General features: G+C 66.6%; 18 protein-coding genes. 10 read left to right on the top strand and 8 right to left on the bottom strand.

Features of this window, described 5'->3' with window-relative positions:
* Positions 1-48: 48 nt before the first annotated feature.
* Together grxC and PMI12_RS22855 are read right to left on the bottom strand one after the other, a co-directional pair.
* Complete coding sequence (gene grxC, locus PMI12_RS22860) at positions 49-309, bottom strand: glutaredoxin 3 (protein ID WP_007837180.1); 261 nt, start codon at positions 307-309, stop codon at positions 49-51.
* Between the two features lie 20 nt (positions 310-329).
* The gene (locus PMI12_RS22855) at positions 330-746 is read right to left on the bottom strand and encodes a rhodanese-like domain-containing protein (RefSeq protein ID WP_007837177.1); all 417 of its coding nucleotides are present in this window, start codon (positions 744-746) and stop codon (positions 330-332) included.
* Positions 747-818: 72 nt separating this feature from the next.
* Between PMI12_RS22855 and gpmA the strand changes: the two genes are divergently transcribed.
* From gpmA to PMI12_RS22840, 3 genes are all read left to right on the top strand, one after another.
* Positions 819-1562 carry a 2,3-diphosphoglycerate-dependent phosphoglycerate mutase gene (gene gpmA / locus PMI12_RS22850; protein WP_007837175.1) on the top strand — a complete coding sequence of 248 codons (744 nt, stop codon included), beginning with the start codon at positions 819-821 and terminating at the stop codon, positions 1560-1562.
* A 103-nt stretch (positions 1563-1665) separates the two neighbouring features.
* Complete coding sequence (locus PMI12_RS22845; protein WP_042674053.1) at positions 1666-3108, top strand: S41 family peptidase; 1443 nt, start codon at positions 1666-1668, stop codon at positions 3106-3108.
* Between the two features lie 12 nt (positions 3109-3120).
* On the top strand, positions 3121-3897 hold the full coding sequence (locus tag PMI12_RS22840; RefSeq protein WP_007837170.1) for a HesA/MoeB/ThiF family protein: 777 nt from the start codon (positions 3121-3123) through the stop codon (positions 3895-3897).
* Here PMI12_RS22840 and PMI12_RS22835 read toward each other — a convergent pair.
* Positions 3894-5903: an AsmA family protein gene (locus PMI12_RS22835; RefSeq protein ID WP_042674051.1), complete on the bottom strand. Its 2010-nt coding sequence runs from the start codon at positions 5901-5903 to the stop codon at positions 3894-3896. The genes PMI12_RS22840 and PMI12_RS22835 overlap by 4 nt on opposite strands.
* A gap of 245 nt (positions 5904-6148) precedes the next feature.
* Between PMI12_RS22835 and PMI12_RS22830 the strand changes: the two genes are divergently transcribed.
* Positions 6149-6553 carry a response regulator gene (locus tag PMI12_RS22830; protein ID WP_042674050.1) on the top strand — a complete coding sequence of 135 codons (405 nt, stop codon included), beginning with the start codon at positions 6149-6151 and terminating at the stop codon, positions 6551-6553.
* A 45-nt stretch (positions 6554-6598) separates the two neighbouring features.
* Here PMI12_RS22830 and PMI12_RS22825 read toward each other — a convergent pair whose 3' ends face one another.
* The gene (locus PMI12_RS22825; RefSeq protein ID WP_007837167.1) at positions 6599-7231 is read right to left on the bottom strand and encodes a response regulator; all 633 of its coding nucleotides are present in this window, start codon (positions 7229-7231) and stop codon (positions 6599-6601) included.
* A 130-nt stretch (positions 7232-7361) separates the two neighbouring features.
* Here PMI12_RS22825 and PMI12_RS22820 point away from each other — a divergent pair, with 130 nt between their 5' ends.
* The 6 genes from PMI12_RS22820 (at position 7362) to PMI12_RS22795 (ending at position 10963) form a co-directional block, all read left to right on the top strand.
* Positions 7362-8681, top strand: a complete 1320-nt coding sequence (locus PMI12_RS22820) for a CHASE3 domain-containing protein (RefSeq protein WP_007837166.1) — start codon at positions 7362-7364, stop codon at positions 8679-8681.
* Between the two features lie 197 nt (positions 8682-8878).
* A complete protein-coding gene (locus PMI12_RS28375; protein WP_007837165.1) occupies positions 8879-9043 on the top strand; it encodes a DUF1328 domain-containing protein in 165 nt (54 codons plus the stop codon).
* A gap of 54 nt (positions 9044-9097) precedes the next feature.
* Positions 9098-9475, top strand: coding sequence for a hypothetical protein (locus PMI12_RS22810; RefSeq protein ID WP_007837164.1), 378 nt, complete (start codon positions 9098-9100; stop codon positions 9473-9475).
* A gap of 36 nt (positions 9476-9511) precedes the next feature.
* Positions 9512-9895: a phage holin family protein gene (locus PMI12_RS22805; RefSeq protein WP_007837163.1), complete on the top strand. Its 384-nt coding sequence runs from the start codon at positions 9512-9514 to the stop codon at positions 9893-9895.
* Positions 9882-10406, top strand: a complete 525-nt coding sequence (locus tag PMI12_RS22800) for a hypothetical protein (protein WP_007837162.1) — start codon at positions 9882-9884, stop codon at positions 10404-10406. The genes PMI12_RS22805 and PMI12_RS22800 overlap by 14 nt, the downstream gene beginning before the upstream one ends.
* The gene (locus tag PMI12_RS22795) at positions 10403-10963 is read left to right on the top strand and encodes a ferritin-like domain-containing protein (RefSeq protein ID WP_007837161.1); all 561 of its coding nucleotides are present in this window, start codon (positions 10403-10405) and stop codon (positions 10961-10963) included. The genes PMI12_RS22800 and PMI12_RS22795 overlap by 4 nt, the downstream gene beginning before the upstream one ends.
* A gap of 91 nt (positions 10964-11054) precedes the next feature.
* Here PMI12_RS22795 and PMI12_RS22790 read toward each other — a convergent pair whose 3' ends face one another.
* From PMI12_RS22790 to PMI12_RS22775, 4 genes are all read right to left on the bottom strand, one after another.
* On the bottom strand, positions 11055-11573 hold the full coding sequence (locus tag PMI12_RS22790; RefSeq protein ID WP_007837155.1) for a BON domain-containing protein: 519 nt from the start codon (positions 11571-11573) through the stop codon (positions 11055-11057).
* Between the two features lie 47 nt (positions 11574-11620).
* Positions 11621-11818 (bottom strand): CsbD family protein, encoded by a 198-nt coding sequence (locus tag PMI12_RS22785; RefSeq protein WP_007837149.1) that lies wholly within the window; start codon positions 11816-11818, stop codon positions 11621-11623.
* Between the two features lie 125 nt (positions 11819-11943).
* Positions 11944-12768: a DUF429 domain-containing protein gene (locus PMI12_RS22780; RefSeq protein WP_007837147.1), complete on the bottom strand. Its 825-nt coding sequence runs from the start codon at positions 12766-12768 to the stop codon at positions 11944-11946.
* A 4-nt stretch (positions 12769-12772) separates the two neighbouring features.
* On the bottom strand, positions 12773-13654 hold the full coding sequence (locus PMI12_RS22775; protein WP_007837145.1) for a DMT family transporter: 882 nt from the start codon (positions 13652-13654) through the stop codon (positions 12773-12775).
* Positions 13655-13656: the final 2 nt, after the last annotated feature.

The raw sequence follows: 13656 nt of genomic DNA, 5'->3' as shown, positions 1-13656 counted from the left end.
GGGTTGGAGAAGCGACACGAAGTGCGCGAAGCCTGGGGGAGAGCCTATTTACGCACCCTGCAGCAGGGGCACGAGGCCGCCGCGGCCGTCGAGAGCCATCAGGTCGTCGCAGCCGCCCACGTGCGTCTCGCCGATGAAGATCTGCGGCACCGTGCGGCGCTGGGTGATCTCCATCATGGTGTTGCGGGCCTGCGGGTCGGTGTCGATGCGGATCTCCTCGATCTGCTCGACCCCCTTGGACTTCAGGATCTGCTTCGCACGAATGCAGTAAGGGCAGACGGCGGTGGTGTACATCTTGACGGCTTGCATGCTCTCTACCTTGGGAAGACTCAGGCTTTTTCAACCGGCAGGTTAGCGTCTTTCCAGGCTTTGAGTCCGCCGGCCACGGCTTGGGCCTGCTCGTAGCCCAGCTTCCTGGCCATGGCCACGGCACGCTGGGCGCGGGTGCCGGTGGCGCATACCAGCAGCAGCGGCACGGTCTTGTTCTTGACCGCGCCCGTCAGCTTTTCCTCGAGCTGGTTCAGGGGCACGTTCTTGGCGCCGATCATGTGGCCGGTGGCGAATTCTTCCGGCTCGCGCACGTCGACCAGCACCGCGCGCTCGCGGTTGATGAGCTGCACGGCGCCCTGGGCCGTGAGCGTTCCGCCGCCCGCACCCCGTACCAGCGGCCAGGCCAGCATGGCGCCGGAGCTGAGCGCGATCAGGATCAGCATCCAGTTCGCGGTGACGAATTCGATCAATTTCACGGGGGTTCCTTGAATGGCAAACCGGGGATTTTAGAATGCGAGGTTTCGCAAGCGCAGCCAAAGGCCTCCCACATGCACAAACTGGTATTGATCCGTCACGGCGAATCGACCTGGAATCTCGAAAACCGCTTCACCGGATGGACCGACGTCGACCTCACGGAAACCGGCGTCGAGCAGGCCAAGCAGGCCGGCCGGCTGCTCAAGGCAGAAGGTTACGACTTCGACGTCGCCTACACCAGCGTCCTGAAGCGCGCCACCCGCACCCTGTGGCACACGCTCGACGAGCTCGACCGCACATGGCTGCCGGTGGTCCATTCCTGGCGCCTGAACGAGCGCCACTATGGCGGCCTGCAGGGCCTGAACAAGGCCGAAACCGCCAAGAAGTACGGCGACGAGCAGGTGCTGGTCTGGCGCCGCAGCTACAACACCCCGCCCCCGCCGCTGGAAGCCGACGACCCGCGCAGCGAGCGCAGCGACGTGCGCTATGCCAAGCTGTCGCCCGAGCAGATCCCGCTGACCGAGTGCCTGAAGGACACGGTGGCGCGCGTGCTGCCGTTCTGGAACGAATCGATGGCGCCAGCCATCCGCACGGGGCGCCGCCTGGTCGTCGCGGCCCACGGCAACTCGATCCGGGCGCTGGTGAAATACCTCGACGGCATCTCCGACGACGCCATCGTCGGCCTGAACATCCCGAACGGCATCCCGCTGGTCTACGAGCTCGACGACGACCTCAAGCCCATGCGCCACTACTACCTGGGCGATGCCGCGGCCGCCGAAAAGGCCGCCGCCGCGGTGGCCTCGCAAGGTAAAGGCTGAAGAAACCCTTTTCTGCCGGGCCCTACGTGGAACCCCGGCAGGCAATTTGCTTCCAAGCTGTGTATATTGGTTTGACAGCCGCCGACAAGGACAACCACTCATGATGGGCCAGAAACTGAAGATCACCGGCTGGGTCGCCGCCGGCGCCGTTGCCGGCGTCCTGACCACCGTCTCGTTGCAGACCGTCGCACGCGGATCGCTTGCGCCGCTGCCGCTCGAGGAATTGCAGCAGCTCGCTGCCGTCTTCGGCATGGTCAAGAGCGACTACGTCGAGCCGGTCGACGAGAAAAAGCTCATCTCCGACGCCATTTCGGGCATGGTCGCGGGCCTCGACCCGCATTCCCAGTACTTCGACAAGAAGTCCTTCAAGGAATTCCGCGAGGGCACCACCGGCCGCTTCGTCGGCGTGGGCATCGAGATTTCGCAGGAAGACGGCCTGATCAAGGTCGTCTCGCCCATCGAAGGCTCCCCGGCCTTCCGCGCCGGACTGAAGCCCAACGACCTGATCACCAAGATCGACGACACCGCCGTGCGCGGCCTGTCGCTGAACGAGGCGGTCAAGCGCATGCGCGGCGAAGCCAACACCAAGGTGCTGCTGACCATCTTCCGCAAGGACGAGAGCCGCACCTTCCCGGTCACGATCACGCGCGAGGAAATCCGCACGCAATCGGTCCGCGGCAAGATCATGGAGCCCGGCTACGGCTGGATCCGCCTGTCGCAGTTCCAGGAACGCACCGTCGACGACTTCGTGAAGAAGATCGACGAGATGTACAAGGAAGATCCGAACCTCAAGGGCCTGGTGCTCGACCTGCGCAACGACCCGGGCGGCTTGCTCGACGCGGCGGTGGCGGTGTCGTCGGCCTTCCTGCCCGAGAACGTCACGGTGGTCACCACCGACGGCCAACTGGCCGAAAGCAAGTCCGTCTACAAGGCGGCGCCGGAGTTCTACCAGCGCCGTTCCGGAAGCGACCCGCTGCGCAGCCTGCCGGCCGCGCTGAAGAACGTGCCGCTGGTGGTGCTGGTGAACGAAGGCTCGGCCTCGGCCAGCGAAATCGTGGCCGGCGCGCTGCAGGACCATAAGCGCGCAACCGTCATGGGCAGCCAGACCTTCGGCAAGGGCTCGGTTCAGACGGTGCGCCCGCTCGGCCCCGATACCGGCCTGAAGATCACCACGGCGCGCTACTACACGCCCAGCGGCACCTCGATCCAGGCCAAGGGCATCGTGCCCAACGTGCTGATCGACGAAAGCGCCGAAGGCAGCCCGTTTGCCGCCCTGCGCATGCGCGAAGCCGACCTCGAGAAGCACCTGGCCAGCGGCCAGGGCCCCGAAGTCAAGGACCCGGAACGCGAAAAGGCCCGCGACGAAGCCCGCAAGCGCCTCGAGGAAGAAGCCAAGAAGCCGCCGCAGGACCGCAAGGTGCCCGAATTCGGCACCGACAAGGACTTCCCGCTGGTGCAGGCGCTCAACCGCCTGAAGGGCCAGCCGGTGCTCGTGAGCAAGACACAGGTCATCATCGACAACAAGGAAGAAAAGAAAGAAAACTGAGCCGGGCGGCGCATGGAAGATAGCGATCTGCTGCGCTACTCGCGCCACATCCTTCTGGAGGAGTTCGGCATCGACGGGCAAACGCGCGTCAGGGCCGGGCGAGTTCTTGTCATAGGTGCCGGCGGGCTGGGCTCGCCGGTTGCCCTGTACCTTGCGGCAGCAGGCGTCGGCCACATCGCGCTGGTCGACGACGACGAAGTCGATCTCACCAATCTCCAGCGCCAGATTGCCCACACCCACGCGCGGGTGGGCCTCGCCAAGGTCGAATCGGCCGCGCGGGCCATGCGCGACATCAACCCCGACATCGCCATCGAAACCCACGCCCTGCGCGCCGACGAGGCGCTGCTGTCGCGCCTGGTGGCCGAGGCTGACGTGGTCGTGGACTGCTGCGACAACTTTGCCACGCGGCATGCCGTCAACCGCGCCTGCGTGGCCCATGGCAGGCCGCTGGTGGCCGGTGCGGCGATCCGCTTCGACGGGCAGTTGAGCGTCTACGACACCCGTGACGCCGCCTCGCCCTGCTACGCCTGCCTGTTCCCGCCCGATGCGGCCTTCGAGGAAACGCGCTGCGCCGTCCTGGGTGTGTTCGGTCCCGTGGTTGGGACCATCGGCACGCTGCAGGCCAGCGAAGCGCTAAAGCTGCTGGCCGGCATCGGGCCGTCGCTGGCGGGCAGGCTGCTGATGTTCGACGGACGCAGCACATCTTTCGACACGCTGCGCGTGGCGCGCGACCCGCACTGCAGCGTCTGCGCGCAGCGCCCCGCCCTGCCCGTCCACGGCGTCGTTTAAGGCTGCTTTGCGCCCTTCGCGCGGGCTGCCCCCTTGGCGGGCGCCCCAGCCGCGGGGGTGTTTGCCTGAGCCAGCACACTCTTGCAATCGGAATCCGCACCCGGCCCGGTTTCGACGGTCGCGGCCAGTGCCAGCAGCGGATTGACGGCGCCCAGCGCCAGTGCGGCCAGGCCGCGTCCCGCCAGCGGCCCCGCCTGCAGGCCGCCCTTCGGCGCTCCAAAGGTGCCATTCAATACCAGCGGCGTGCGGATCGACAGGATGTTCTTGCTCTTGGGCTCCGGGTGGATCACGAAGTCGAGCCCCTCGGTTGCCAGGTTGGCCTGGCCGGTGGCGATGAACACGGCGTTGGTCGTGTCCACCATCATCGTGCGCCCCGTCATCAGCCCCTTGTTTACGTCGAAGGCCAACGCCGCGCAGCGCAGCTCGACGTTGCGGTCGCCGCGCAGCACGAACTTGATGATGTCGCCGCCCACCAGCGTCGCGAACACCGGCAGCAGGTTGCCGAACTGGCCACGCCCCGACATGACCGCCACGTCGCCCGACACGCCCCCGAGCCAGTTGGCCACGGTAGTGCCGGAGCCCGACAGGTTGATGCGCCCGTCCAGCCGCCCCACACTGTTGCCCGTCGTTTCGAGCTTGGGAAAGAGGCGGGCCAGCTGCATCGCCCGTACGTCGAGCGAGGCGCGGATATCCGCCGGGTTCTTCGAGGCATCGATGCGGATCGCGCCGGCGAACCTGCCGCCAGCCATGCCGAGGTCGAGCGGATCTAGCGTGAGCACGCCGTTGGCCAGCTTGACCTGAACGCTGCCGCGCTCGAGTGGAATGTCGCGCACGTTGCGGATGCGGTCGGCCGTGTACTTCACGTCGGCGTTCATTGCGCGCACGCGCTCGAAGTCAAGCGGGGTCGCGGGGAGCACCTTGCCGCCCGGGCGCCTGACCTGCGTGATGGTCGGGGGCGGGGCTACGCCTTCTACGGCGTTGGCAGTGCGTGCCGTGGGCTGCAGGCCGATCAACGGGCCGAGGTCGTCCATGTCCATCACGCGCGAACGCAGGTCGCCCGCCAGGTACGGCAACTGGCCGGCCTGGTCAAAGCGCATGTCGCCGGCGATGTCGGACAGTCCCAGCCTGCCGTTGAGGCCGGTGGCCTGCCACAGCTTGCCGCGCTTGCCCAGCTTGCCGCTCAGGACATAGGGCGAAGTCTGTGGCAGCGCGATGCCGAGCAGCGGGTATAGCGCGCCCAGCGTCTGGCCCTTGATCTCGAACTTGGCATCGATGCCGTCGAGCCCCGACAACTCGGCCACGGTGCCGGCGGCCTTCAGCTGGGTCTGGCCGGCGGCCGCGTTGATTTCCATCGGGAACGGCGGCGCACCCGCGGCATTGATCTGCAGCACGTTGCCGGTGCGGCCACTGGCGGTCAGCGGTTGGCCCTTGTAGCGGCCCTTGATGCGGTAGTTGAGCGGCATTTCGCCGCGGCTGCTGTCGTAGCTCAGGTCGGCGTGCAGGTCGACGCCGAGGTGCTTGGCAAGGAAGTCGACCACGCCGGTATCGACCTGGATGAGGCCGATGTCGGGCACCGTGCCGGGGTCGGAGGTGTCCTTGCCGAGCGCCCAGGTTCGGCGCCCGTCGGCCTCCATCTGCAACCCGAGCGTCGGCGAGAAAAGCAACAACCGGGGAATGACGACCTTGCTCGTGATCAGCGGCCAGACGCGGATGTCGAACTCGGCGCGGTCCGCCTTGACCAAGTACGGGTCGCGCGCCCAAGAGGGATTGGCAAACTCGATGCCGTCCAGCTTGACCGTTGCCTGCCCCCAGCCAAGGCCCACGTCGAGCCGCCGCGTGATCTCGAACTTGCGCCCCGTTTGCTCGCTGACATAGCGGTTGACCGGTCCGCGCAGCGTGTCCCAGGGGAAGAAGGCGAGCACGATGACCAGCGCCGCGAACAGCAGCACGACGAATGCGAGCAGCTTCTGCCAGAGGGGCCGGTTGCGAAGGATCATCGTTGCCATGGGTCATTGTCACTACGGGCCTCGCGTCGTCCAGGTCGGCGGCGGGCCGCAAAAACCGTGAGGCGCCGCCTACGAAGGTGCGTTGCAGACTGGGCCGGGTATACGCGTCGGAACCCGCCTACAACAGCCGCACGTTGAAGCTTGCATGATGGTGTGACAGAAGCGTCTCACACTCGATATGCAGGCGGTCATGGAGCTAGGCGCCGCGAATGCGCCTGCCAACCTCAGAGGAAGCGCGGTTCGGCATGGATTCCAGATTGCAGACCTACGTCGTCGAAGACAACCTCACGATCCGTGAAAACCTCATTGGTACGCTGGAAGAACTTACCTGCACCACGGTGGTTGGCTTCGCCGAAACCGAGAGCGGCGCGCGCGCGTGGCTGCTCGGCCACGATGGCGAGTGGGACCTCGTCATCGTCGATCTCTTTCTCAAGCAAGGCAGCGGCCTGGGGGTGCTCCAGGCCTGCCAGTCGCGCAAGCCCGTGCAGAAGGTGGTGGTTCTCAGCAACTATGCGACGCCCGACATCAGGCGGCGTTGCGCCGAGTTCGGGGTCGATGCGGTGTTCGACAAGTCGAACGAAATCGACGCGCTGGTCGACTTCTGCATCGGGCAGGCCAAGGCGCTGCATTCCTCGTCCGGAACAGGTTGAAGAAGGAGCCGCTGCATGGGGCCCCTTCCCGCTCGCAGGCCGATCTCAATCGATCAGCTTGTTCTTCAGTGCGTAGTACGTGAGGTCGCTGTTGGAGGAGAGGTTCATCTTCTCCATCAGGCGCGTGCGGTAGGTGCTCACGGTCTTCACCGACAGCGACAGCGTCTTGGCGATGTCGCCTGCGGTCTCGCCCTTGGCGAGCTTCAGGAACACCTGGAACTCGCGCTCCGAGAGCTGCTCGTGCGGCGCGGCGTCGTCCTTGCGGTCGAGCTGGCGGGCCAGCAGTTCGGCCACGGCGGGCGTGATGTAGCGCCGGCCCAGCGAAATGGTGCGGATGGCGTTGACGATCTCGATGGGATCGCATTCCTTGTTCAGGTAACCGCTCGCGCCCTGCCGGATCAGGTTCATCGCGTAGTGCTCTTCAGGATAGCCGCTGAGGATCAGGATGCCCACGTCCGGCGCCTTGGCGCGGATCATGGCGAGCGCGTCGATGCCGCTTTGGCCCGGCATCGAAAGGTCCATGACCAGCACGTCGAGTTCCGTGGTGCGCACCAGTTCGATGGCCTCGCGCCCGCTTGCTGCCTCACCCGCCACGCGCAGGTCCACGTGCTCGGAGAAGAACTGCCGGAGGCCCGATCGCACGATGGCGTGGTCGTCCACAATTCCGATTTTGATCATCTGTTACTTTCGTCGTTGTGTTGCGGGCATGCGGGTCGCAACATACCGGTCCCTGATTGTTATCAATTATTCACGAACTTGCGCGTCAAGCGACCTTGAAAGTTTCATGCACTGGTTAGCCCCTCCACGAATGGCCGTGAGCCTGCTGCTCGCGGCGCTGGCTGCACTGGCCCTCGTCGGCATCAACGAGGCCGGCTACCGGCAGTCGAGCCGCGCCCTGGCCGACATCGACGAGGCGCAGCAGGTGCGCGGCACGCTCAACCAGATCCTGCAGAACATGCTGGATGCCGAAACCGGCCAGCGAGGGTACCTGCTGACCGGCGAGGCGAGCTACCGAAAGCCCTACGACGACGCGGTCAAGCAGGTCGACGGCCATCTCGCCACGCTGCGCCGGCTGTACGCCGCCAGGCCGGCCGAACTCACCCAGCTGGCCGAACTGTCGAAGCACGTGCTGCGCAAGGTGGCCGAGATGGACATGAGCGTGCGGCTGCGCCAGGACGGCAAGGACGACGCCTGGAAATTCGTCATCACGACCGATGTCGGCCGCGAGGAGATGGAGGCCATCCGCACGACAGCGAGCGAACTGGTGAAGACCAGCAACAACACCCTGCAGCGAAGCCAGCAGCAGGTGCTGCGCTCGCTGCAGCTGGCGCGCGTCGGCACCGCCATCGTGGCGCTGGCGGCGCTGATCGCCTTTTTCCTGTACCTGCGCCAGACGCATGCGCTGCGCTCCATCGGCGAGCGCCAGCAGGAGGCCCTGCAGCGCGAGCGCAATGCGCTGGAGGACGAAGTGCTCGAACGCACTGCCTCGCTGGCCGAACTGGCAACCCATCTGCAGGATGTGCGCGAAACCGAGCGCGGCTACCTCGCGCGCGAGCTGCACGACGAACTGGGCTCGCTGCTCACCGCCGCCAAGCTGGACGTGGCGCGGCTGAAATCGCGGCTGACGGACGCACCCGACGCCACCCAGCGGCTGCAGCATCTGACCGAGCTGCTCAACAGCGGCATCGCGCTCAAGCGCCGCATCATCGAAGACCTGCGGCCGTCGTCGCTCTCAAACCTGGGGCTGGTCGCATCGCTGGAGATCCTGGGGCGCGAATTCGGGGAGCGCTCGGGCCTGCAGATCGAGATGGCGCTGGAGCCGGTGACCATGGATGAATCGCGCCAGCTCACCATCTACCGCATGGTGCAGGAGAGCCTCACCAACATCGGCAAGTACGCCGAGGCCAGCGAAGCCACCATCGTGCTGAAGAACTATGAAAACCACGTGATCGTGGAAGTGGCGGACAACGGCAAGGGCTTCGACACGCAGCGCATGCGGCCATCGACGCACGGCCTCGCGGGCATGAGGCATCGGGTGGAGGCGGCGCGCGGCAAGCTCACGGTGTCGTCGACGCCGGGCAGGGGCACGCGCCTGAGCGCCATGCTGCCCATCGTCAAACCCGTTTGAGACGCCGGACGGCGGTACTCCTTCACACATCGGCGCAGGGCGACTCGGCCATCTCCTACGCACCCCGCCCCCGGCCGCTGACAGGTCTGCGGCAGTGCCCCACTTAAGGTTGCACCTGTGCCATCCGGTCCTTCCTCTGCGGGAGTCCGGCATGCGCCGCTTACAACACAACGAGGGCAGCCTCGAAGGAGTTCCGCATGTTGCATTACGCCGTGGTGTTTCTGGTCATCGCGTTGATCGCGGCCCTGTTCGGGTTCGGTGGCATCGCCGCCAGCGCGGTCGGCATTGCCAAGATCCTTTTCGTGATCTTCGCGATCCTCGCGATTGCGAGCTTCCTTGCCGGCTTGCTACGACGCAAGTAGCGTCGTTACGATCAACAGGCTTGCGCATTTCATTTTTCCGGAAAGGACTTTCACATGAACACGACGACCAAGACTCCCTCGCAACTCGCCGACGACGCCCGCCAGACCGCGCGCGAAGCGGTCGAAACGACCCGCGCCTATGCACAGAACGCGGTGAATGCGGCGGGCGAAAAGGTCCGCGACCTGCAACGCGATGCCGAACCCGCTGTCGAGCAGCTGGCTGCCCGCGTGCAGCAGGCCGTTCAGCGCGGGCTGGACGCCGCGTCCACCACCAGCGCACGTGCGCAGCGCCGACTCGAACAGGCTGCCGACGTCACGGGCCGCTACATCTCCGACCAGCCGGTGCGCTCGGTGCTTCTGGCCGCGGCCGCCGGCGCTGCCATCACGGCGCTCATCGTGCTGGCCAGCCGCCGCAGCCGGGACGACTACTGATCCGCCGACTTTTTTCGCTCCACCCATCCCGGCACCATGCTTCATCCGATTTTCTCCACGGTGCTCGGGCACCCGGAACTGGTCGCTGAACACCTTGCCAACTACGCCGCCCTCGTGCGCCAGGAATCAGCGCAGGCGGGACGCGGGCTCGTCGCCCGCATCGTCGCAGGCGTGCTGGCTGCGGCCTGCGCCGCACTGGTCCTTGGACTGACGGGGGTCGCAGTGCTGCTGGGCGTGATGTACGGCAGCTTTCACTGGGTGCTCGTGGCCGTGCCGGGCGTGGCGCTGGTGATAGCGGCCATCTGTACGTGGTACGCGACGAAGTCCGTTCCGAGCTACGGTTTCGACGATCTGCGCTCGCAGCTGGGCGCCGACCTGCAGGCCTTGCGCGACGCCGGAGCTGCCCATGAACAGCGATGAACGTTCCCCCCTCACCCCGCAGCAGCGCCTGGCCCTCTCGCGCCGCGCGCTGGTGCGGCAGCTGAACGGCGATGCGGACGCCGCGAACGACGACGCACAACCCCGGGCGGAACGCGACCGCGAGCTCGAGGACGAACTGGAATACGCGTTCGACGACCCATCGGCCGCCGCGCCGCGCCGCAACCGGCACCTGCAAAACCCGCGGCGGGGGCGAAACAACGTGTGGCTCTCGATGGGCCGCGGCGTGGTGGAACGCTGGTGGCGCCGGCATCCGGCACACGCGATCGGCCAACTGGCCCGCCCGCTGCTCGAGCACTATGCGCGCAAGGAGCCGGCCAAGCTGATGGCCGCGGCCGCGGCCACAGGCGCGGTGCTGGTACTCGTGAGGCCGTGGCGCCTGCTGTCGGCCACGGCCGTGCTTGCGGCGGTACTGAAGACATCCGACGTGGCCGACCTCGTCAACACGTTGATGCGCAAGACCACAAGCCTCCCACGAAAGGACTCTCCATGAAAGTCGATGTTTCCTCATCCTCCAAGGCGGCTCAGCACAAGCACCTGGTGCTGGACCAGGGCGGCCTGGACGCCGCGCGCAACAGCCTCGACGAAGGCGCCGTCACGCCCAGCTATGGCCCCTGGCGCGACGACGTCGTCAAGCTCCTGAACGACGCACTCGCCACCGAACTGGTCTGCGTGCTGCGCTACAAACGCCATTACTTCACCGCCAACGGCGTGGACTCGCCCGCCATTGCCGACGAGTTCCTCGTGCATGCCAACGCCGAGTCGGCACACGCCGACCGCATCGCCGAGCGCATCGTGCAGTTGGGCGGCGAGCCCGACTTCGCACCCAGCCACCTGCTGGACCGTAGCCATGCGGCCTACGACGAGTCGACCGACCTGCAATCGATGGTGCGCGCCAACCTCGTCGCCGAACGCATCGCGGTGGAGGCGTATCGCCAGATGATCACCCTGATCGGCGACAAGGACCCGACCACGCGCCGCATGCTCGAGGACATCCTCTCGGAGGAAGAAGAGCATGCCGACGAACTGAAGGACTGGCTCGGCCATTGACCATCGAGCCGAGGGCCCGGAGGGCTCTCGCCAAAAAAAGCCCGGCAGAGACCGGGCTTCTTCATTTTGTGCGCCTGGCGCAGGGTGGCGATCAGCCCTTCACTTCGAGCTGGTTGTTCACCGATGTCACGCCCTGCACGCCCTTGGCGATCTCCTCGGCGCGCGCCTTGGCGGCGGCGGTGGGCGCGGGTCCCTTCAGGCTCACGGCGCCGCCCTTCGTGTCGACGTCGATCTTGATCGCGCTGAGGTCCGGGTCCTTGGCGAGGCCTGCGGATACGGAGGCCGTGATGGCGGCATCGTCCATCGTCGCGCTCATCGCGGCGCCGGCGTCCTTGGCAGCGTCCTTGGCACGGGCCATGCCTTCCTTCACCTCGGCCGTGGTGCTGGACGACTCGACCTTGGCCTTGGCATCCCTGAGGGCCTCGCCGGTCTTGGCCGCCGCGGTATCGGCCGCCTTCTCGGTCTTGGCTACTGCACTGTCGAGCTTCTCGCCCGCCGTGCGGTTGTCGGACTTGTCGCAGCCGGCCAGCGTCAGCGCAACGCCGGCCACGAGCACGGCGAGCCACGCGCGCGAATGCGGCATGGTGATGGGGGTAATGTGTTCGTTCATATGGAAATCCTCCTGTCCGTCGCTCGATTGCGCACGGGAAATGGGCGTCACAGCTTGTTGGCGCCCGACTTGATAGCGTCCTTGGCCCGCTCCTTGACGTCGCCGTAGGTCTTCTGAACCTTGCCGGCGGCCTGTTCGGCAATGCCCTTGCCTTCGAGCTTTTCGCTGCCGACGGCCTTGCCGGCCACTTCCTTCAGCTTGCCCTTGGCTTCTTCCATGCGGCCTGCCAATTGGTCCTTGTTCATGTCGTTGTCCTTCCTGATCGGGTGATGAAATGCGCGGTCCGCAACGGCCCGCCGATTTCAATCTAGGCTTTCGCCGACGGCTGCGAACGCCGACGGAAGCCCGAAGCGGTGTAGGACAACGAGGCTCAGGCGGTGACGATCCATCCTTCAAGCGGATCGAAATTTCGCGGCAGGCCATGGCCGGGCCCGGGGCTTTGCGCGCGCTGCAGGGCCCAGGCCGCCTGCACGAGGCACAGCACCGCGTCGATGTCGTCGCCGCGGGCATCGGCCAGCAGTTCGGCGCGCTGCGGCGCGGTGACGCCAAGCCGCAGGCCGAGGCGCGTGGTGCCCGCTTCGAGCGCGACGAGCAGGTCGGTGCGTGCGGCGAGCCGTTCGGGCGTCTGCTTCGGCAGCTCGTCGCTCTTGTAGCTGCGGCGCCCGATCAACTCCCGCGCCAGCAGGCCGGGATAGGCCTCCAGCGCAATGCGGTCCGCGCCAGGGCCGGCGTGCAGGCCGGGAATGCGTGCACCGGCGGCCAGCAGGCGCGGCACACCTGCGTGGAGCATGTAGGCCACCGGCGGATTGACCCACTTCATCGACGGGCTGGAACCTGCGGGCCCATCGGTCGCACGGTGCGCGAACTTGCCACCGAGGGGTCGCGCCGCACAGAATGCGGCGAAGGTCTCGCGGATCTCGGCGCGGCTCAGGCTGGCGTAATGGGCCATCAACGGCGCCCATTGCACCGGCCATCCCAGATGCTCGACGAGTTCGCGCGGCAGGCTGAATGGAAAATCGAAACCGCCGGTCCAGGCGGGCGTGGCGCACAGCCATTCGCCCCATGCTTCGAGCGTCGAGAAGCGCTGCAGGCCAGTCAGCACGACGCGATTGCCATCGGCGAGTTCACCGGCAGCCACCACGATCGGCTTGCGTGCCGTCGGCGCGCTGGAAAAATCGCAGCCGAACAGCACCATGGCCTCAGCCCATCGCGAGCGCGACGACGCCGGCGGCGATGAACAGCGCGCCCAGCAGCCGCAAGAGCCGGTCGCCTTCGCGCAGCAGGTGGCCGCCGACCAGCGCGGCGAACAGCATCGACACCTCGCGCGCCGGCGCGACGTGCGAGATCGGCGCCTGCTGCACCGCGTACAGCACCAGCACATAAGACACGGGACTGATTGCCGCCACCAGCAGCGCGTACTTCCATTGCGCGCGCCACATGCGCGCTGTGGTCGCGCGGTCCTGCAGTGCGGCGGGCAGCAGCAGCACGAGCCGCACGAAGTTGCTCATGTAGTCGAGCAGGATCGGCGACATCGCCAGGAACTTGACCGCATAGCTGTCGGCCACCGTGTAGGCCGCGATGAAGGCGCCGGTCAGCACGCCGTAGCGGATGCCTTTGTGCACACGCTCGCGCTGCGCCGGGTCATGCTTGCCGTGCCACAGGCGCGGGCCACCCGCCACGAGGAACACGCCCAGCGCCACGCCGAAGATGCCGGCCACGCCGACAAGGCTGATCGTCTCGCCGAGGAACAGGATCGCGACCAGCGACGACAGCAGCGGGCCCGAACCGCGCGCCAGCGGATAGACCACCGTAAGGTCGGACTTGCGGTAGCCCCGCAGCAGGATCACATAGTAGAAGACGTGCAGCACGCCGCTCAACGCGACGAAGCCCCATTCGCGCAAGCCCCAGGCCGGCACCACGCGCCAGCCGAGCACGATGCCCACCGGCGCCCACACGACGGCCATGAATACGCCGCTCTGGAAGGCGAAGCGCGCATCGCCGTTCGCCTTCTTGGCGGCGATGTTCCAGCTGGCATGAATGACCCCGGCGAGCAGGATCAGGGCGAATGCGGAGAGCGGCACCT

The sequence above is a fragment of the Variovorax sp. CF313 genome, assembly GCF_000282635.1.
Classification (GTDB): domain Bacteria; phylum Pseudomonadota; class Gammaproteobacteria; order Burkholderiales; family Burkholderiaceae_C; genus Variovorax.
Note: the sequence above shows the minus strand (reverse complement) of the source record. Positions and strands in the feature narration are given on the sequence as shown.